This window comes from Pseudomonas azerbaijanorientalis (assembly GCF_019139795.1).
GTDB classification, from domain to species: domain Bacteria; phylum Pseudomonadota; class Gammaproteobacteria; order Pseudomonadales; family Pseudomonadaceae; genus Aquipseudomonas; species Aquipseudomonas laurylsulfatiphila.
Map to the genome: position 1 here is coordinate 2,765,757 of NZ_CP077078.1, position 18,250 is coordinate 2,784,006.

General features: G+C 61.1%; 17 protein-coding genes and 1 pseudogene. 8 read left to right on the forward strand and 10 right to left on the reverse strand.

What is annotated here, in order from left to right:
• Window positions 1-5: 5 nt before the first annotated feature.
• Window positions 6-917, reverse strand: a complete 912-nt coding sequence (locus KSS91_RS12205) for a LysR family transcriptional regulator (protein ID WP_217838101.1) — start codon at window positions 915-917, stop codon at window positions 6-8.
• Window positions 918-1,047: 130 nt separating this feature from the next.
• On the opposite strand from KSS91_RS12205, the gene KSS91_RS12210 reads away from it, so the two are divergent.
• On the forward strand, window positions 1,048-1,878 hold the full coding sequence (locus tag KSS91_RS12210; protein ID WP_217838102.1) for an oxidoreductase: 831 nt from the start codon (window positions 1,048-1,050) through the stop codon (window positions 1,876-1,878).
• A 46-nt stretch (window positions 1,879-1,924) separates the two neighbouring features.
• Here the strand turns inward: KSS91_RS12210 and KSS91_RS12215 are convergent, their stop codons facing one another.
• Both KSS91_RS12215 and KSS91_RS12220 read right to left on the reverse strand, forming a co-directional pair.
• Window positions 1,925-4,051, reverse strand: coding sequence for a TonB-dependent receptor family protein (locus KSS91_RS12215; protein ID WP_217838103.1), 2,127 nt, complete (start codon window positions 4,049-4,051; stop codon window positions 1,925-1,927).
• A 176-nt stretch (window positions 4,052-4,227) separates the two neighbouring features.
• Window positions 4,228-4,992: a sulfite exporter TauE/SafE family protein gene (locus tag KSS91_RS12220; RefSeq protein WP_217838104.1), complete on the reverse strand. Its 765-nt coding sequence runs from the start codon at window positions 4,990-4,992 to the stop codon at window positions 4,228-4,230.
• A 116-nt stretch (window positions 4,993-5,108) separates the two neighbouring features.
• Between KSS91_RS12220 and pdxR the strand changes: the two genes are divergently transcribed.
• A complete protein-coding gene (gene pdxR, locus KSS91_RS12225) occupies window positions 5,109-6,593 on the forward strand; it encodes a MocR-like pyridoxine biosynthesis transcription factor PdxR (RefSeq protein ID WP_217838105.1) in 1,485 nt (494 codons plus the stop codon).
• A 3-nt stretch (window positions 6,594-6,596) separates the two neighbouring features.
• Window positions 6,597-7,125: pseudogene (locus KSS91_RS12230) on the forward strand (GNAT family N-acetyltransferase).
• A 458-nt stretch (window positions 7,126-7,583) separates the two neighbouring features.
• Here the strand turns inward: KSS91_RS12230 and KSS91_RS12235 are convergent.
• The 4 genes from KSS91_RS12235 to KSS91_RS12250 all read right to left on the reverse strand — a co-directional run bounded on the left by KSS91_RS12235 (window position 7,584) and on the right by KSS91_RS12250 (window position 11,367).
• A complete protein-coding gene (locus KSS91_RS12235; protein ID WP_217838106.1) occupies window positions 7,584-9,323 on the reverse strand; it encodes a dipeptidase in 1,740 nt (579 codons plus the stop codon).
• 160 nt (window positions 9,324-9,483) lie between these two features.
• On the reverse strand, window positions 9,484-9,783 hold the full coding sequence (locus tag KSS91_RS12240) for a DUF4189 domain-containing protein (protein WP_015094806.1): 300 nt from the start codon (window positions 9,781-9,783) through the stop codon (window positions 9,484-9,486).
• A gap of 105 nt (window positions 9,784-9,888) precedes the next feature.
• Window positions 9,889-10,308: a nuclear transport factor 2 family protein gene (locus KSS91_RS12245; protein ID WP_126045534.1), complete on the reverse strand. Its 420-nt coding sequence runs from the start codon at window positions 10,306-10,308 to the stop codon at window positions 9,889-9,891.
• 141 nt (window positions 10,309-10,449) lie between these two features.
• On the reverse strand, window positions 10,450-11,367 hold the full coding sequence (locus tag KSS91_RS12250; RefSeq protein ID WP_217838107.1) for a LysR family transcriptional regulator: 918 nt from the start codon (window positions 11,365-11,367) through the stop codon (window positions 10,450-10,452).
• Window positions 11,368-11,613: 246 nt separating this feature from the next.
• On the opposite strand from KSS91_RS12250, the gene KSS91_RS12255 reads away from it, so the two are divergent.
• On the forward strand, window positions 11,614-12,378 hold the full coding sequence (locus tag KSS91_RS12255) for an SDR family NAD(P)-dependent oxidoreductase (protein ID WP_217838108.1): 765 nt from the start codon (window positions 11,614-11,616) through the stop codon (window positions 12,376-12,378).
• A 44-nt stretch (window positions 12,379-12,422) separates the two neighbouring features.
• On the opposite strand, the gene KSS91_RS12260 is transcribed toward KSS91_RS12255, so the two are convergent.
• Window positions 12,423-13,325 carry a helix-turn-helix domain-containing protein gene (locus KSS91_RS12260; RefSeq protein ID WP_217838109.1) on the reverse strand — a complete coding sequence of 301 codons (903 nt, stop codon included), beginning with the start codon at window positions 13,323-13,325 and terminating at the stop codon, window positions 12,423-12,425.
• 154 nt (window positions 13,326-13,479) lie between these two features.
• On the opposite strand from KSS91_RS12260, the gene KSS91_RS12265 reads away from it, so the two are divergent.
• The 4 genes from KSS91_RS12265 (at window position 13,480) to KSS91_RS12280 (ending at window position 16,061) form a co-directional block, all read left to right on the forward strand.
• Complete coding sequence (locus KSS91_RS12265; RefSeq protein ID WP_217838110.1) at window positions 13,480-13,920, forward strand: DoxX family protein; 441 nt, start codon at window positions 13,480-13,482, stop codon at window positions 13,918-13,920.
• Between the two features lie 74 nt (window positions 13,921-13,994).
• On the forward strand, window positions 13,995-14,918 hold the full coding sequence (locus tag KSS91_RS12270; RefSeq protein ID WP_217838111.1) for an NADP-dependent oxidoreductase: 924 nt from the start codon (window positions 13,995-13,997) through the stop codon (window positions 14,916-14,918).
• A gap of 132 nt (window positions 14,919-15,050) precedes the next feature.
• Entirely contained in the window at window positions 15,051-15,788 is a 738-nt protein-coding gene (locus KSS91_RS12275) for an SDR family oxidoreductase (RefSeq protein ID WP_217838112.1), read from the forward strand.
• A 15-nt stretch (window positions 15,789-15,803) separates the two neighbouring features.
• Entirely contained in the window at window positions 15,804-16,061 is a 258-nt protein-coding gene (locus tag KSS91_RS12280; protein WP_217838113.1) for an Atu4866 domain-containing protein, read from the forward strand.
• Window positions 16,062-16,140: 79 nt separating this feature from the next.
• On the opposite strand, the gene KSS91_RS12285 is transcribed toward KSS91_RS12280, so the two are convergent.
• Both KSS91_RS12285 and KSS91_RS12290 read right to left on the reverse strand, forming a co-directional pair.
• A complete protein-coding gene (locus KSS91_RS12285; RefSeq protein WP_367617155.1) occupies window positions 16,141-17,262 on the reverse strand; it encodes a threonine aldolase family protein in 1,122 nt (373 codons plus the stop codon).
• A 62-nt stretch (window positions 17,263-17,324) separates the two neighbouring features.
• Entirely contained in the window at window positions 17,325-18,092 is a 768-nt protein-coding gene (locus KSS91_RS12290) for a helix-turn-helix transcriptional regulator (RefSeq protein ID WP_263986913.1), read from the reverse strand.
• Between the last annotated feature and the right edge of the window lie 158 nt (window positions 18,093-18,250).

Below are 18,250 nucleotides of genomic sequence, written 5' to 3' on the forward strand. Positions count from 1 at the left end.
AAAGCTTAGTCGTCGCGGACGGCTGCGTGTTGAGCCGTACGGGCAAAGTCGATGAAGGCCTTGAGCGCTGCGGGCACATGGCGGCGACTGGGATAATACAGATGCAGGCCCGGATAAAAGGGGCACCAATCGGCCAGCACCTGGATCAGGCGGCCATCGGCCAGATACCCGCTGACCATGTCCTCGAACACGTAGGCCAGGCCCACACCCTGCAGTGCCGGGCCGATCATCAGGCTGACATCGCCGAGCGTGAGCGGGCCGCTGACGTCGATTTCCTGGGTGATCGCGCCGCGTTCGAATTCCCAGCGGTACATCGAGCCGCTGGGGAAGCGATGGCGGATGCATGGGATGCCATGCAAGTCCTCGGGTTTTCGGGGGGCGGCATGCTGCTCGAAGAATGCCGGCGAGCCCACGACCACCGACCGCATGTTCGGCCCGATAGGTCGCGAGACCATGTCGGCTTCCAGACGGTTGCCGAAACGTACCCCCGCATCAAAACCGCCAGCCACCACGTCGACCAATGCGTCGCTTTCGACGATCTCAAGACGGATATCCGGATACTCCTTGAGGAACTGGCTGACGATCGGCAAGAGCACCAACTCACAGGCCTGTCGCCCTGCTGTCATGCGCAGGTTCCCTGAGGGCTTGTCGCGAAAGCTATTAAGGTCTTCCAAGGCATCATCGATGTCTCGGAAGGCCGGTTTCAGCCGTGCGAAAAGTCGCTCCCCGGCGTCAGTCAACGCCACGCTGCGCGTCGTGCGATTGAACAGGCGTACGCCCAGGCGATTTTCCAGCGCTCGCAATGAGTGACTGAGTGCCGAGGGCGTCAGACCCAGTTCGACCGCTGCCCGGCTGAAGTTCAGGTGCCGGGCGATGCACAGGAAGATCGACAGGTCGGCGGTGGAGGGGGATTTCATTTGTGAATACCTTTCACAAAGTCATGCAAATTTGTTGGGATTATCACATCAGTAGCACAGCCTTAAAGTGGCATCAACTCATCGAGAAGGCCCGGCAACAACGCTCGGGTCGCAGGCAGGAGGAGTTGAAATGCGTACCTGGTTCATTACTGGCGCTTCCCGTGGTTTTGGCACCCTCATCGCAGAACACGCCCTGCGTGCCGGCGACGCTGTGATTGCCACCGCTCGTCAACCACAAGACATCACTGATCGCTTGGGCGATCACCCGAACCTGCTCGCCGTGCGGCTGGACGTCACCCGCGAGGAAGAGGCGCATCAGGCGGTCGCCGAAGGCATCAAGCGTTTCGGGCGCATTGACGTGCTGATCAACAATGCCGGCTTCGGCGTGCTGGGCGCGGTGGAAGAGACCAGCGCCAGCGAAACCCAACGCCTGTTCGCCACCAACGTGTTCGGCGTGCTCAACGTCACCCGCGCGGTACTGCCGCACATGCGCCGCCAGCGTAGCGGTCATGTGATCAATATCTCGTCGATCGGCGGCTATCAGGCCTACATGGGCTGGGGCGTCTACGGTTCCACCAAGTTTGCGGTGGAGGGCATTACCGAAGCATTGCATCAGGAGCTGGCGCCTCTGGGCATCCATGCGACGGTTGTCGAACCCGGGTTCTTCCGCACCGACTTCCTCGACGAGCAGTCGCTGATCAAGACCGCCCTGGAACTGCCGGACTACGAGGAAACCGTCGGCAAGATGCGCCAGTTTGCCGAAGGCGCCAACCATGCGCAGCCTGGGGATCCGGTGAAGTTTGCCGAAGCGATGCTCGCGCTGGTCAACGCCCCGAAACCGCCACAACGCCTGGCGCTGGGCAGCGACACTGTTGCACGCATCGAGGCGAAAAACCGCTTTGTGGATGCGGAGTTGAGCGAGTGGAAAGCGTTGGCGCTGTCCACCGACTTCAAGGTCTGACGCGTACAGGGGCCGTGTGGAGGTTCAAAGCCTGTCCAACGCGGCCTCAGAGCAGGCTCCACGACACCCCGACGTACATCGCCATGCCCTCGCCAGGGGTGGAGCGGGCCGCGTCCAGCCCTTTGTCGTCGTAGCCCGGCGTGACCGTGGCGGCATAGTGCTTGTCGGTCAGGTTGCGCAGGTCCAGCCAGGTCTGCCAGTCGCCCTTGGGCGCGTTGTAGCCCAGGGTCGCGCCGAATATGGCATAGGGATCGGCGTAGTAGCTGTTGGCGTAATCGACCGCCACCTTGGATACCCATTGGGTGTTGACCGCGGCGAAAAAGCCTTGTGGCCAGTCGTAGCGAAGTTCGCCCTGGTAATAGTGCATCGGCAGGCCCGGCAGGCGGTTGTCGCCGAAGCGGTCATCGTCGCGGTAGTGGAAGTCACTGAAGGTGTAGCTCTGGCGCAGGCTCAACTGGCCGCCATCGCCCGGCGACCAGAGCGGGCTCAGCAGGCTGGCTTCGACGCCCTGGTGCACGGTGGGGCTGGCGTTGAGCTCGTACGGCGTGGTGGCGTTGGCGTCCGGCAACACCGAGAGCAGTTCATGGTGCACCTGGGCGTAGTACCAGGCCAGGCTCCACTGGCCCAGGTTACTGTCACCACGACCACCGATTTCCAGGGTGGTGGCGGTCTGGTTTTGCAGCTTGACCGGATCGCGCTGGGCGCCTGTGGCGGGGCCGCTGCCGGCGGGGAAGCGAATGTTGGAGCTATAGATCAGCGACCAGGGGTGCGGCGCCTCGACCGAGCGACTGAGATTGCCGAACAGTTGCAGGTCAGGTGTCAGCTGGTAGCGCAAGCCCACGCGCGGGGCATAGTCCCAGTCGTGCAGGCTGGTCTTGCCGCCTTCCTGCGGATAGGTGACGTCACTTTCGCGGCGGGTGTAAATGGCGGCCAGGCCCGTGGTCAGCCACAGGTCGTCGGCGATCTCCAGGTCGTTGCCGACATGCAGGACTGTGTCCGAGCCCTGGTAGGTGAAGTTGCGCATCAGTGTGCCCGGTGCGTAACCGGCGGTGTTGCCGGTGGGGATGCGCACGAACTCGCTGGCGCCGGCGTTGGGCAGGTGTTTGGTCACCCGCAGACCCAGCGTGCTCTGGCTTTGCAGACCCCAGAGGGTGTCGCGGCGCTTGTAGTCGAACGTCCCGCTGACGTCGGTGTACGCCACCTTCAGGCGGTTGGGCCCCTCACGCAAGTCCATGGGGTAGTCGTGGTAGACAAGGCCGGTCTGGATGCTCGAATCGTCATCGAGGTACCAGGTGGTCTTGTTGCCGATAAAGGTGCTGCCGGGCTCGTCGCGGCGATCGTCCCGCGCCACGTAGGCGGGGTTGGCCGCCCGTGGATCGTGCTCGATGGAGTGCTTGGTCACGCGTCCCGCGAGGTCGTTGTCGGTCTGGCGATGGCGCAGGTAGAAGCGCGTTTCCAGGTTCGGGTTGAAGCGATAACCGAAGTTGGCGATCACGCCCTGGCTCTCGCTGGCCGTGTGGTCCTGGTAGCCATCGGCGTTTGCGTCGGTCATGGCCACGTAGTAATCGAAGTCACCCAGCACCTGTCCGGAACTGACCTGACGCTGCTGATAACCGTGACTGCCGGTTGCATAGCGTACCTGCAACTTCGGCGCGTTGTAGCCGGTATGGCTGACGTATTCGATGGCCCCGCCCAGGGCCAGGGCACCGCGGTCGAAACCGTTGGCGCCGCGCAACACTTCCACATGGTCGAGCCACAGCGGCTCCAGCAGTTCATAGGGCGTGCCACCAGGGCCGGTCAGCGGCAGACCGTCGAGCATGGCGTACAGCCCCGAGGCATGGGCACCCGGCGCACGGTTGATGCCCGATCCGCGGATCGAGATCTTCACCCCCTCATTGCCCGCCGACTGGGCATAGATCCCGGGCTGATAAGCCAGCACATCCTGGTTACTCGCCACACGGCCCTGCAGCGGACGGCGCATGTCGACCACATTGGTACCGCCGGGTACCTGGGCCAGCCGGGCCTTGGCGTCCTCGATCCCCTGGTCTTCGTCACTCAGGTCCTCGGCCCCGATCAGCACTTGCCCCAGTTCAAGGCCCTGAGCCTGGGTCATGGCCGGACAAACAAGGGCCAGGCCCAGCAGCGCGGCGGGCAAGGAATTAGGCGAGGGCATTGGGGAAACTCCAGACGTACAGGGAACGGGCAATGAACAGTGCGACGCAAGAATGAACGAAGGGAACACATGGCAATTTGGTTTTTTGCCCTCCGGATATTTCCAGTGGCGTTGACGTCACTGCAACGCCCGGGGCCGGGTCAGGCTGAGCAATACGTTCAGATGGCGGGACAGTCTCAGGCGATGTAGCCGCCGATGCCATCCCAAAGCAGCTTCACGGCGGTGACCACCAGCAAGCCGTAACAGGCGCGGTACATCTGGCGTTGATCCAGTCTGGCGTGCAGACGCCAGCCAAGCCAGACACCGCTGGGAACGGCGAGCAGGCAAATGAGCATCAGGCTCAGCACGTTTCCGGTGGGCTTGGCCAGCAGCAGCCAGGGCACCGCCTTGAGGAGATTGCCCACCGTGAAGAACATGCTGGTGGTGCCGGCATAGAGTTGCTTGCTCAGACCCAGCGGCAACAGGTACATCGCCAAGGGTGGTCCACCTGAATGCGCGACCATGGTCGTGATGCCCGAGGTGACGCCCGCGGCCACCGCCTTGGGCGATGAGCGCGGGCGTACGCGGACTTCTCCACCGGCCTTGAACCAGAGACCGACAAAAATCAGTGTGATCGCTGCCATCACGATGACGACCGCGCGGTGGTCCATCACGCGAAAGAGCCAATAGCCGACGCCAATGCCGACGACCAGGCCAGGGACCAGCAGCCCAAGGTCCGGTTTTGACCAGGTAGACGGCTTCCAGTAGCGCAGGCCGAACAAGTCCATGGCGATGAACAGCGGCGCGAGCAGTCCGCCGGCAGTGATCGGGTCCATTACCAGCGACAGCAGCGGAATGCCGACAATGGCAAAGCCGCCACCGAACGCGCCTTTCATGAAGCAGATCAGAAAGACGCCGGCGAAGGTGACAAGGAGTGTGGTGGCGGTCAGTTCCAGTTCCAAGGGGCGGTCTCCTTGCCGTTGTCGGTTGAAAATGGGGATTTCATTCCGGGTGGCCGGGTATCCATAATGTCGACCACGACCTGCTTCACAGAAAGTGCCAGTTTTGAGGTTTTTCCATGGGCCAGTTTTCAGATGGGCCGGATGCATCCTTGCGCGGTGCGCAGCGCCGTATCTATGCCAGGCTGCGGGCGCAGATCGAAGAGGGTACGCTCGCAGCGGGCACGAAGCTGATGTCGACCAGGGCACTGGCGGCCGAGCTCGGCGTGTCGCGAACCACGGTGACGGCGGCCTATGAGCAACTGGCGGCCGAGGGCTTTGTCGCGACATCGACGGGTAAGGCTGCCACGGTCGCGAGCATGATCAGTCCCTCGTCCGGGCACGCCAGGGGGAACTTAGTGCGGCACAAAGCGCTGCCACCTGCGCTTTCCCTGTACGGGCAGCGTGTTGCCGACCTGAAGCCCTACAGCATGGCATCGCCGGGTGCGCGCATCGATTTCCGCTACGGTTCGGTCGCATCGAGGGACTTTCCGGCCCTGGGCTGGCAGCGCGCCTATCGTGTCGAACTGGTCAAGCGTCAGCCGAGCCTCTCGTTCGGGCAGCCCGAAGGGGAGGCGCGTTTGCGCAGCGCCCTGCAAGGCTATCTGCAACGGGCACGAGGCCTGACGTGCGATGCGGAGCAAATCCTCGTCGTGCATGGCTCGCAGCAGGGACTTGACCTGTGTGCCCGGCTTTTGTTGAACCCCGGCGATGGGTTCGTCTTCGAGGAACCGGGTTACCGCATGGCCAGATATTGCTTTGAGGCCGTGGGCGCCGTGGCGCTGCCCCTGTCCGTCGACACCTTTGGACTCAATACAGCCGCCCTGCCGGAAGATGATCGCGTGCGCCTGGCCTATGTGACGCCGTCGCACCAGTTTCCCATGGGGGCGGTGCTGCCTGTCGCACGTCGACTGGAACTGCTGGGGTGGGCGAGTCGACACCGCGCGTGGATCATTGAGGACGATTACGGCGGTGAGTTTCGTTACGGTCAGCGACCCATCGACGCGCTGCAATCGATGGACGCGCAAGCCCGCGTCATTTATGTCGGGACCTTCTCCAAGGCACTTTCACCGCAGCTCAGATTGGGCTATCTGGTGCTGCCACGGGAGTTGGTGCATGTTTTCCGTGAAGCCAAGCGGCTGACCGATCGCCACTCACCGCGCTGGGAGCAAAACGTGCTCGCCTCGTTGATCGAGAGTGGCACCTATGAGCGCCACGTACGCCGTCTGCGCCGGGAGAATGAGCAGCGGCGAAGAGCTTTGCTGGAGGCTGTCGAGCAACATCTGGCGGGGCACGGGCAACTGGTCGGCATGGCGGCGGGCCTGCATGGCGTACTGCTGTTATCGGCACTGCGCGCTCAGGATGAGCCCAGGCTACAGGCGCTGGCGCTCGAACGCGGGGTGGGCGTTTATCCGCTCTCGCCGCTGTTTGCCAACCCCTCGTGCGCAGAGCATGAGCGACCCGCAGGACTCATTTTGGGCTATGCCGGTCTGACACCGCAGCAGGTTCATGACGGGGTCCGCATTCTTGCTGCCGTGATTCGGGACGTCGAGGAGAAAAGCTAACTCATGCCTGCACACATTCGCCTGGCTGTACCCGATGATGCACCGTTGCTGCCCCCCTGTTGAGCGTTGCGCCGCTCAATCATTCCGCTCGATCGATGAGCTGGGTTGGCTGGCGGACGCTGCCACCATGACAGTCGACCGTCACAGGCAGTTGATCGCGTTATCGACTTGCTGGGTGGCTGTCGACGCGCAAGCTCGGCCCATGGGTTTCCTGAGTGCAGAACGCCACGGCAGCGATCTTCATATCCATGAACTGTCGGTCAAACAGTCCGTGCAGGGGCAGGGCTGGGGACGAAGACTGGTTGAAACGGCGATGGAATATGCACGCTTGAATCAGCTGGCTTGTGTCACGCTGACGACCTTCACACAGGTGCCGTGGAACGCGCCCTTTTACCGGCGGCTGGGGTTTGAAGTCACCGCTGGGGCAACTCTGGGCAAGCGCCTTGCAGACATCCTGGCACAAGAGTACGGCTGCGTTTTTGAGCCCGGTAGCCGCTGCGCCATGTCGTGGCGGGTACCCCAGGTCCCGTAGCCGGCATCAAACCGGACCCGCCGGGAGGGCGGGTCCGAAGGGAGATTTTCTTCACACATTCCCGGAAAACTGTAGGAGCCAGCCTGCTGGCGATGGCCTCAGATGCGCCGCGTTCATCCAGTTCACCCGCGTTATCGTTAACGACCATCGCAGGCAAGCCAGCTCCCACAGGGGACCGCGTCCACACAGAAAAAAACTGTAGGAGCCTGCCTGCTGGCGATGGATTCAAGTGCGCCGCGTTGATCCAGCTCACCCGCGTTATCGTTAACGACCATCGCAGGCAAGCCAGCTCCCACAAAGGACCGTGCCCACGCTGAAACTGTAGGAGCCAGCCTGCTGGCGATGGACTCAAATGCGCCGCGTTTATCCAGCTCATACGCGTAATCGTTAACGACCATCGCTGGCAAGCCAGCTCCCACAGGGGACGGTGTCCGAGTTCAAACCAGCGAAAGAACCGATCAAAGCGTCGGCAATTGCCCGATGCGGCCCATCATCTCGGTCACGATCTGCAAGTCCAGCAGGAACTGCTCGGTCGTCTTGAACTCGTTGTCGTTGTGACCGGTGTACTTGACGTCCGGCATGGCCAGGCCGAATTGCACGCCGTTAGGCAGTTCATGCACGGACGTGGCGCCGGCGGAGGTGCCGAATTTGTGTTCCATGCCGAGGTTTTCGCTGGCTACCGCGAGCAGGGCCTTGACCCATTCGCCCTCGGGGTTGCGATACATCGGTTCGGCAATCGACAGGTCGAAGGTCGGTGCGATCCCGGTCTTCTTGCTCCAGGCGTCCAGCTTGGTGGCGATTTCGGACTTGAGCACCTCCGGCGTCTTGCCCTTCGGCACGCGCAGGTTGACGGCGAGTTTGAAGGCTTTGTCATCCATCCCGACATAAGTCAGGGAAGTGGTCAGCGGGCCCATGAACTCATCGGCAAAACCGACCCCCAGCTTGCCACCCAGGTAGTCCAGCCCCCAGTTGTCGGCGGCGTAGCGGGCGGCGTCGGTGATCTGGTTGTGCTTGAGCGCGACCTTGCCGTCGAGGCTATTGATGAAGTCGAGCATCCTGGCCACCGGGTTGACGCCGGACTCGGGCTCGGAGGAGTGGGCGGAAACGCCGGTGACCGTCAGTTTGACGTCCTTGCCGTCGACCTTGGCAGCCACTTCGAAGTTGCCGCCATTTTGCATGGCGTACTCAGTGCCGGCCTTTTGCAGGCTGGCAGCCAGTTCGGCGGGCTTGTCGGTCACCAGGGTCGCGACCGATGTCGATGGAATCTGGTTGGTGGCCAGGCCGCCGGTCATCGAAATGATTTGCGCGCCTTTGCCTTCGCCTGCGCGCTTGGCGAAGCTGGCCATGACGGTGCCGTAGCCTTTCTCGGCGATCACCACCGGGTAGCCGCCATCCAGCGCCAGGTTGTAGTTGGGCGTCGGGTTGCGCTCGAAGTAGTAGGGGATGGCGTCACCGCTGGTTTCTTCGGTGGTGTCGACCAGCAGCTTGAAGTTGCGCGCCAGCGGCAGTTGCTCTTCCTTGATGATCTTCATGGCGTAGAGCGCCACCACGATACCGTTCTTGTCATCTTCGGTGCCGCGGCCATACATGCGATCGCCGACCAGGGTGACCTTGAACGGATCGAGGCGGGTGCCGTCCTGCAGAACCCAGTTCTCCGGCGTCACCGGCACCACATCGGCATGGGCGTGAATGCCGACGACTTCATCGCCCTTGCCTTCGAGGGAGATCTCGTAGACGCGGTTGTCGATGTTGCGAAAGTTCAGGTTGAACGCCTGGGCGAGGCCCTTGATCTTCTCGGCAATCTTGAGGAATTCGGGATTGTCGTGCTGGTCAACGCCGTCCACGCGCACGGTCGGAATGGCCACCAACTCCTTCAGGGTCTCGGTGGCCGCGCTGCCGTACTTCACCCGGGCATAAAGACCCAGCAAACGATGGATTTCGTTCTGCTGCTCAGCGGACAGCGCCTTGTTGTCGAGGAAGGCACCGATGGCCGGGCCGAGGTCGTCGGTTTTGGCGACATCGCTCTTGGCCAGGGTTTGCAGGAACTGGCGGAAATCCTTGACCGAAGCATCATTGAACGTCTTGAGGATGATCGCGCTCTGTTGCGGTGTGATGTTGGCGTGGGCAACGCTGGTGAACGACGAAAGGCTGGCGAGCATCAGGGTGGTCGCAGCCAGGTGCTTGAGTGAAAAATCCATTGCTGGGGGCATTCCTTTGCAGGCGGGTTGTAAGAAATATCTGATCGTTTGATCAGAAACATTTCAAAACTAACACCATGAGCCTGTGAAACGGGAGTCCCTGAAGTGGGATCTGTCGCACAGAAATGCAAAAGCGACGCAGAAACGAAAAAACGCTCTTTCAGTGTTTACATTCCGCCAACACCACCTGGCAGGTATCCGGCGTGCCACCCGATCGGCCGGCATAGCGTTTGCAATTAGCCAGGGATTTCTGGCGAGCGATGTTCAAGGTGTTGCCCCAAGCGAGGCCTCCTTCGCCGACAGTGGGAAGTGCCTTTGCATAGCAGGTTGAGCCAATGCTTGAGGCTGCAGGGCGAGCCGTGGTGGTTTTGCCTGAACATCCGGCCAGCAGCGCCAGATTGGCGGCGAGCAGGGAAAGCAGGATCCATGACGAGCCTTGGCGTGCTGTATGTCCCGTCATTGCGGTTCCCCTGTATCAAGAGGCGTGCTCAAGGTCGTGCCTGTTCAGTATAGACGCCGCACTCCTTGGACACGCTCCATAGAGTTCCTGTGCCTCAGCCGTTTGTCATCGGGTCGGCAGCTTGATCTCTTCGTCCAGCGCATGGGCTGCCTGGATCGGATCGAAGTATTCACGGATAAACCTGAGCTTGCCGTTCTCGGCTTCGACGAACAAAACGTAGGCCTGCCGGTAGATTCGGCCCGTCGTCTTGATTGTCCCTTCGGCCTTTACTTGCGCGACGGCTTTTGAGTGGTCGGCCAAGGCATCGATCTGAAGGTCGTAAAAGCGAAAATCTTGCACCGCTGCGATAAACCAGCCGACATGACCCAACACCTCATCACGGCCCGACAAACGGGTCGGATGCCCCAGGCCCGGGGCGTAGGGAAGCTCCCAGACAATGTCGTCGGAAATCAGCGATTTCCATTTCTCGGGGTGGGCGACAAAAGTGTCGAAGTGCGCCTGTAGCAATGTTTGAGCCTGGTTCATCTTTCGCCTCCGGGGTTGTGATGGCCGGTGTGCTGTGACGGCTACTCACGGCCTGGTCGAAAGAATGTCCCACGGAACGCTGTTCGGAAAAACCCGGTTAAATTCGATCGCCAGGTTCCAGAAAATCGACAAGTACCGTCCTCAAGCCAATGCCTCCTGCGCCGAGCCTTGCTGAACGAAGCGTTCAATCAACCATCGCGCCGCCGGCCCCGGTGGCACATCCGTGCGGTAGATGACGTCGAAGGAGTATTGACCGCTTTTGTATTCCGGAATGTTCAGTTGCACGAGTCGGCCGCTCTCCAGATCTTCCTGGACCATCGGGGCCGGCATGTTGCCCCAGCCGATGCCTTCACGCAGCAGCATGTGCTTGGCGCCCAGGTCCGCCAGCCGCCAGGTGCGGTTGCTGAGCACGGCGAAATCCTTGTCCTTGGTCAGCACCGAACGGTCGGACAGCACCAGTTGCGTGAACTCTCGCCCGGCGCCCGGAACATTCGAGTCGCTCGATGCCAGAGGATGATTCGGGGCTGCCACCGGAATCAACTCGACACTGCCGACGCCCATTCTTTCGATACCGTCGATGCCTTCATTCATGGGCCCACTGACGCCGATGATCGCGCCACGGTTGATCACCAGCTCGGTGACGGCGCCGAGGGCTTCCATATGCAAGTGCAGGGCAACGGTCGGGAACGCTTCGCGAAAGGATTTGAGTGCGTCCACCACGCGTTCGGGCGGAAGCATTACATCGAGTACCACGTGAACCTCGGCTTCGAGCCCCTGGAGCAGGCCCTTCACTTTGGCGCGTAATCCATGAATACCGTTGGCGATGGTCCTGGCTTCGGCCAGCACGGTGCGGCCGGCATCGGTGAGCTGGGGTTTGCGGGTGGTCTGACGGTCAAACAGCGACACGCCGAGCTGCATTTCCAGGTTGGCGATCGAGTAACTGACGACCGAGGTGGCCCGGTGCAGTTTTCTGGCCGCTGCGGCAAAACTGCCGACTTCCACGACCGTCAGGAACACGCGCAGCTGGTCCAGTGTCGGTGTTCCGGGGTCAGAGATCATGCCTGTTTCCTCGAACGTAATGGCCAATATTATCCCGGTACAACGTATAGAGTCATGCATCTGCCCGGTGTGCTGGAAAAATGAAACACCAGGCAGATAAGCGCAAAACCGCGACAGGTTGAACAAGGCTCCTAAAGAGTGGCGAACCGTGATCGGCGACAGTTGAGTCGTCGAAAGCGACACCCGCATACGGCGTATGCGCAGCGGCTGGAATGGTTCAGCTGCTCTCTGGAAAGGAGAAACGAAATGACTGATTTTATGCCTACCCCCAACGAAATCGCCGGCAAAGTCGTGATTGTGACGGGCGCCGCCAGTGGTATCGGCCGTGCCATCGCCGAGCTGTTCCATGCCCGTGGCGCCAAGGTCGTTGCCGAAGATATCAACCCTGAAGTGAACACCCTCGAGCGCCCGGGCCTGGTGCCATTCGTGGCCGACATCACGGTCGATGGCTCGGCGGAACAAGCGGTTGCCCTGGCCGTTCAGCACTTCGGCAAGCTCGATGTGCTGGTCAACAATGCGGGGCGGATCATCTACAAGCCTCTGGTGGAAATGACGCGCGAGGACTGGAGCTGGCAGATGGAGACCAACGTGACGGGCGCGTTCCTTCATTCCCGTGAAGCGGCGAAGGAAATGATGAAGCAAAAGTCAGGCGCCATCGTCAACATCGCGTCCTATGCCTCTTACTTCGCGTTCCCGGGCATCGCGGCCTACACGGCGTCGAAAGGGGCTCTGGCGCAACTGACCCGAACCCAGGCGCTGGAAGCGATAGAGCACGGCATTCGGGTCAATGCGATTGGCGTGGGCGACGTGGTCACCAACCTGCTCAATCACTTCATGGAGGACGGCCCGGGCTTCCTGCAAGAGCACGGAAAGTCGGCACCGATCGGCCGTGCCGCTTCGCCCGATGAAATCGCCGAGATCGTGGCATTCCTGGCCTCCGAGCGCGCCAGTTTCATTGTCGGCTCGGTCGTCATGGCCGATGGCGGCATGAGCATTCCCGTGGGCAGTTGATTGGCCGGTTGTACTTGCGGCACGGCGAGCGCCGTGCCGCGTTTTCATTTGCGGTAATGACTGGGCGGAACGCCGACCTCCCGTTTGAATGCCTGGGAAAAATGGCTGGCGCTGCTGTAGCCGACCTCAAGTCCCGCATCGATGATGCTCATGTCGGTTTCAATCAGCAGTTGTCTGGCCTTGGTCATTCTCAGCCTGATGAAGTAGCGCGAGGGGGAAAGCCCCGTGGCGCGTTTGAACAGGCGGCTGAAGTGGTACTCGCTCATCCCGGCTGCGGTGGCCAGATCCCCCAGGCAAAACGTCTCGCCCAGCGACGCCTCCATTGCAGTCACCGCACGCTTGAGCTTGAAGGCCGGCAGGGCGTTGCGCTGAACGATGTTATCGGCTTGCGCATCCAGATAGTGGCGCGCCAGGTGCACGGCGATGCACTGGGCGATGCCTTGCATCAGCAGCGGGCTGGTTTCTCCCCGGGATTGCAGTTCGACTCTGAACTGTTCGAACAACAACGATAAAGTCTCGTCACGCCCCCCGGATATCTCACGCAGACCAATCGAACCCGTGACGTGTTTGCCGGTTTCCTGAATCGCTCGTTCCAGCAGGGGCAGGCCGAGGTAAATGTGCATCACCACAAAGGGCTCCGCACTGGTCACTTGCCAGCGCATTTCGTAGGGCACGGCGCTGGTGGTGAGGAAAAAATCCCCCTTTGTCACTTCACTCGCCCGCCACGCTTCGCCAGTCTCCCGTTCCTCAATGGTGGCGCTCCCGGAAAGTACCCAGACAATCAGCGGCTCAGCCACGGCGGGAACGATAACGCTTTGCTCGATCCGCTCACGGGTAAAGATCTGCACCAGCACATCGTTGGAAAAAACCTCGTCGGAGGCGGCCAGGCGCTGACCGCGAATGTGGGCCTCCAGGCCTGTTGCAGACGTTCGCTCAGCGGTTTGCACGATTGAGCTCCCTATCGATGGGGTGATTGGCTTGTCTATTTTATCGAATCAAATGATCTAAATTAGTCGGCTATTCAGATGAGCTGGCCGAGAGCAACATTTCCTCAACAGGGCGGTTCATGTCGAATCGCACCCCCATTGAAGGAAATGCCTCATGACGACTTCCGCAAACATCGCTCATTCCGCCCCCGCTGAACAGAGCCATTCCGACGTCACCCAGGCTTCGGCCTCGTTGATCGGCCGCGTACTGCTCAGCGCAATCTTCATCCTCTCCGGTTTTTCGAAACTGGCCGCTCCGGCCATGATGGTCGGCTACATCAGCTCTGTAGGTCTTCCCCTTCCGCAATTGGCGCTGGCGCTGGCGATCGTCGTTGAAATCGGTGGTGGCCTGGCACTGATCGCCGGTTACCGCACCCGCACCGTTGCCGCTGTGCTGGCTGTGTTCAGCGTGTTTACCGCACTGGCCTTCCATAACGCCCTGGGCGATCAAAACCAGTTCATCCACTTCTTCAAGAACATCGCGATGGCCGGTGGCCTGTTGCAGGTCGTGGCCTTCGGTGCCGGTCGTTTCAGCCTCGACGCTCGCCGTCGTTGATACCCCGCGCTGCGAAGGCCAGCCCCTCGCAGCGCAATGTTCTTCTCCCTTCTTTTTTAATAGTCGAGACCTCCATGAAAGCCATACGCGTGTACGAATACGGCAGCCCTGAAGTTTTACGTCTGGAAGACATTGCCGACCCGGTGGCCGGTGTCGGTGAAGTGCTGATCGATGTCGCCGGAGCCGGGGTGAACCCGATTGACTGGAAGATCCTTTCCGGTGCCATGAAAGCGTTCATCCCTTTGCCGCTGCCCTTTACCCCGGGGGTTGAAGTGGCCGGTACCGTGATCGCGCTGGGGCAGGGCGTCACTGAATTCAGCCTTGGCGATGAAGTGTTTGGCTTCATCAACATCGTCGGGGGGTATGCGACCAAAGCCGTCGCCCAGGTTGCAAAACTGGCGCTGAAACCCAAGTCACTCAGTGCTTTGCAGGCCGGCGCTGTCCCCGCAACGGCCCTGACGGCCTGGCAGGCCCTGACCGAACACGCGGGTGTGCAACGTCGGCAGAAAGTGTTGATCCACGCCGCGGCCGGTGGCGTGGGCAGCATGGCCGTGCGGATCGCCAAGTACCTGGGTGCCGAAGTCTACGCAACGGCCTCCGCGCATAATCACGCTTACCTGAAAGACCTCGGCGCTGATTACACCATCGACTACAGGACCCAGGCATTCGACGAGCTGGTGTCCGGTGTCGATGTGGTACTGGACCTGGTGGGCGGCGACACACAGACCCGTTCCTTTGCGGTGCTGAAAAAACACGGCGTGCTGGTATCGCCCGTGAGCCTGCCGAACATGTCACTGGCCAACGACTACGGTGTGACCCCCGCCAACTTTGCCACTCGCTCCGATGGCCGGCAGCTTTCGCTGATTGCCGAACTGTTCGACAAGGGACACCTCAGGGTCGACGTCGAGGCATTCCCGTTGAGTGACGCGAAAGTGGCGATCGAGAAAAGCATGGGCCGGCATTTACAGGGCAGGCTTGTCCTCGACACAACGAAGTAAGGGCTTCCCCGACAGGATCAGGCAAGTTGTCAGAAGGATCTGACTAACTGGCCGACCGCCGTTATCCCTAATCTGGACTGGCAGCGAGACACCGATCTCGCGTCACCAGGCACTCAAGTGAGGGATTAGGTCATGTCGAACATCTCGAAAAAAGTCGTTCTGATCACGGGCGCGAGCAGTGGCATAGGCGAGGCGACAGCGCGCCTGTTAGCCAGCAAGGGGGCGCATGTCGTACTCGGGGCGCGTCGTACCGAGCGCCTCGAAATACTCTGTGGCGAGATCAACGCGAGCGGTGGAGTCGCTCACTTTCAGGCATTGGATGTCACCCGCCGAGACGACATGCAAGGGTTTGTGGACTTTGCGTTGAAGCTGCATGGCCGGGTCGATGTGATCGTCAACAATGCCGGGGTGATGCCGCTGTCGAAACTCGAGGCGCTGAAAGTCTCCGAGTGGGACCGGATGATCGACGTCAATATTCGCGGCGTGTTGCACGGTATCGCGGCCGGTTTGCCGCTGATGCAAAAACAGCAATCAGGCCAGTTCATCAATATCGCCTCGATCGGTGCCTACACCGTCAGCCCGACGGCGGCGGTCTACTGCGCGACCAAGTTTGCCGTGCGCGCCATCTCGGAAGGCTTGCGCCAGGAGGTCGGCGGGGACATCCGTGTCACTGTGATTTCCCCGGGCGTTACCGAGTCCGAATTGGCCGAGAGCATTTCCGATGAAGGCGGGCGGGCCGAGATGCGCGAGTTCCGCAAGATCGCCATCCCTGCAATGGCGGTCGCTCGTGCGATCGCTTACGCCATTGAACAGCCTGCCGATGTGGACGTCAGTGAGCTGATTGTCCGCCCGACCGCCAGTGCGTTCTGAACGGAGGACTTGAACATGACGATGAAAAAATCCGCTGATCAGGATAAGTACGTCGGTCTGTGGGTCACGGCAGACGGGCTCATCCGCCATGAGCTGTTACCCGGTGGCCGGTACGATGAAGCCCGGGGCCGCAAGACGAGTGCCTACCAGGGCCGGTATTGGCTGGAGGGTGACCATATCGAGTACGTCGACGACACCGGCTTCACGGCTGACGGGGAGTTCCTCGACGGGATCCTGTACCACGCGGGCATGATTCTTTATCGCCAGATGTAGACGCCTGACGCCGCAGTGGCGGGTGCTCATTCGACAAAGAGTGAGCACCGCCGCCATCCGTCATCGAGCATTGCGCCCGTTATTCGTGTACCGACCTCACCACTCGCCTCACATGGCTCAACAGGTGATCGACATCCTCGGCGGTGGTGGCGAACGAGGTGACAAAACGCACGATGTTGGGGCCCCAGCGATCATGGTAGAAGACGAACCCGGCCTTCAGCAGTGCATCGATCACGGCAGAGTCCAGCCGACAGAACAGGATATTCGCCTCGGTGCCGCCCAGCACTTCAACGCCGCTCAGGCCGGCAAGCCCCTGCGCCAGGCGCTGGGCGGCATCGTTGGCCTTGCGGGCATTGCGCAGCCAGAGATCATCGCTCAGGTACGCATCGATCTGCGCCGAAAGAAAACGCATTTTGGAGAAGAGGTGACCTGCACGCTTGCGGCGGTACCTCATTTCGGTGGCGAGCGAGGTGTTGAACAGGACGATGGCTTCCGCCGCCAGCACGCCATTCTTGGTGGCGCCAAACGACAGGGCATCCACGCCGGCCTTCCAGGTCATCTCTGCCGCCGAGCAATCCAGGGATACCAGGGCGTTGGCGAATCGGGACCCATCCATATGGAACCCAAGGGAAGCCGACTTGCAGACCTCACCGATAGCCGCGATTTCGTCCAGGGTGTAGAGGCTGCCGACTTCGGTGGCCTGGGTGATGCTGACGCAAGCGGGCTGGGTCGTGTGCACGTCACCCAGTTTTTCGCGGGTGCGCTCACGCAGTCGGGTGATGTCCAGCTTGGCCGACGGACCGTCGATGGTCATCAGCTTCGCGCCGTTGGAGAAGAACTCCGGCGCACCACATTCGTCGTTGTTGATGTGACTGGCCGGATGGCAATAGATATTGCCCCAGGGGGGCGTCATCGCGCTCAGGCACAGGCCGTTGGCGGCTGTGCCGGTGGGCACGAGAAGGACCTCCACGTCGCGCTCGAAGATCTCGCTGAATTTGCGCTGGACCTGCGCCGTCAACTCGTCGCTGCCATAGGGGCCCGCCTGGCCCGTGCTGTGTTTCACCATGGCGTGTGCCACCTCAGGCGATGCGCCTGCGATGTTGTCACTTGAAAAACCCAGGGCGGGCGGTCTGCTTGTTTCACCGTTCATCATCCAACTCTCGGCTGCGCAGGCGAAGGTGTTTCGCCTGGATGGGCGCATCCTAGGGAGAGGGACGGTTGTCGCGCTTGTAAAAAATTGACGCTCGCCTGATGGTCGACGCCCTAAGTCCTGTAGCGCGAGGGTGCGACGCCGAATGCCTGGCGAAAGGCGCGGTTGAAATGGCTTTGATCGTAAAAGCCGACGGCGTGGGCGACATCGACGATCGGTTGCCCGCTGCGCGATAGCAGGCCACACGCCCGTTCCAGACGCAGCCGAAGCAGCCATGCGTGCGGCGTCATGCCGATGGTCCGCTTGAACTGCTTGAGGAACGGGAATCGGCCCAGACCGCACAATCCGGCAAGATCATCGAGCGAGATGCGCTGATCGATGTGGCTGAAACAATAGTCCCTGACGCGCGACCATTGCAGGGCTGAGAGCGATCCGGGAATGCTTTCGGGCGTGATTGTCCGTGACTGGCACAACAGGCGTTCAAGCAGGGTGAACCATTGCGTCTGCAGCGCTAGGCTGCCCGGTCCAACGGCCTGCTGCATCGCTTCGTGCAGGGCGCGCAGGTTGCCGACAAGCCGCGGGTCTTCCAGCAACACACTGGTCAACTCAAGTTCTCTTGGTTGACCGCTGATCTCCTCGGTCATGTCCGCGATCAGTGCCTGCGACAGACGGAACGTCTTGAGCGTATAGGCGCCGCCGCCTTCAGACGCACCATCGTGAATTTCGCCCGGCGGCATCAGGGCAATACGTCCCGGCCCCAAAAGAAACGACTCGCCCTTCGAACGATGACGCTGGATGCCTTCGGTGACAAAGCCAATGTGGAAATCGAGGTGGTAATGGCGATCGAAACCGACATCCGCAAAACGTGCGGAACCCAACACCAGGCCTGGTACTTCGGGTACGTGATGGTACTTGGCATGCTCAGTCATGGGACCCGTTCAACAATCGGCGAGGAGGGCAGGGGCGCCCAAAGTCTAGATGCTCACGCGGTTTGGATCCATGGGGTGCCAGTATCGGAGGTGGTTACTGAGGCACCCGC

Bases quoted from the DNA above. Each gene is read 5' to 3' on its own strand.
- KSS91_RS12205 (WP_217838101.1), bottom strand. From the start codon at position 917: ATGAAATCCCCCTCCACCGCCGACCTGTCGATCTTCCTGTGCATCGCC.
- KSS91_RS12250 (WP_217838107.1), bottom strand. From the start codon at position 11,367: ATGATCTCTGACCCCGGAACACCGACACTGGACCAGCTGCGCGTGTTC.
- KSS91_RS12270 (WP_217838111.1), top strand. From the start codon at position 13,995: ATGAAAGCCATACGCGTGTACGAATACGGCAGCCCTGAAGTTTTACGT.
- KSS91_RS12280 (WP_217838113.1), top strand. From the start codon at position 15,804: ATGACGATGAAAAAATCCGCTGATCAGGATAAGTACGTCGGTCTGTGG.
- pdxR (WP_217838105.1), top strand. From the start codon at position 5,109: ATGGGCCAGTTTTCAGATGGGCCGGATGCATCCTTGCGCGGTGCGCAG.
- KSS91_RS12210 (WP_217838102.1), top strand. From the start codon at position 1,048: ATGCGTACCTGGTTCATTACTGGCGCTTCCCGTGGTTTTGGCACCCTC.
- KSS91_RS12245 (WP_126045534.1), bottom strand. From the start codon at position 10,308: ATGAACCAGGCTCAAACATTGCTACAGGCGCACTTCGACACTTTTGTC.
- KSS91_RS12215 (WP_217838103.1), bottom strand. From the start codon at position 4,051: ATGCCCTCGCCTAATTCCTTGCCCGCCGCGCTGCTGGGCCTGGCCCTT.
- KSS91_RS12240 (WP_015094806.1), bottom strand. From the start codon at position 9,783: ATGACGGGACATACAGCACGCCAAGGCTCGTCATGGATCCTGCTTTCC.
- KSS91_RS12235 (WP_217838106.1), bottom strand. From the start codon at position 9,323: ATGGATTTTTCACTCAAGCACCTGGCTGCGACCACCCTGATGCTCGCC.
- KSS91_RS12275 (WP_217838112.1), top strand. From the start codon at position 15,051: ATGTCGAACATCTCGAAAAAAGTCGTTCTGATCACGGGCGCGAGCAGT.
- KSS91_RS12285 (WP_367617155.1), bottom strand. From the start codon at position 17,262: ATGCGCCCATCCAGGCGAAACACCTTCGCCTGCGCAGCCGAGAGTTGG.
- KSS91_RS12255 (WP_217838108.1), top strand. From the start codon at position 11,614: ATGACTGATTTTATGCCTACCCCCAACGAAATCGCCGGCAAAGTCGTG.
- KSS91_RS12265 (WP_217838110.1), top strand. From the start codon at position 13,480: ATGACGACTTCCGCAAACATCGCTCATTCCGCCCCCGCTGAACAGAGC.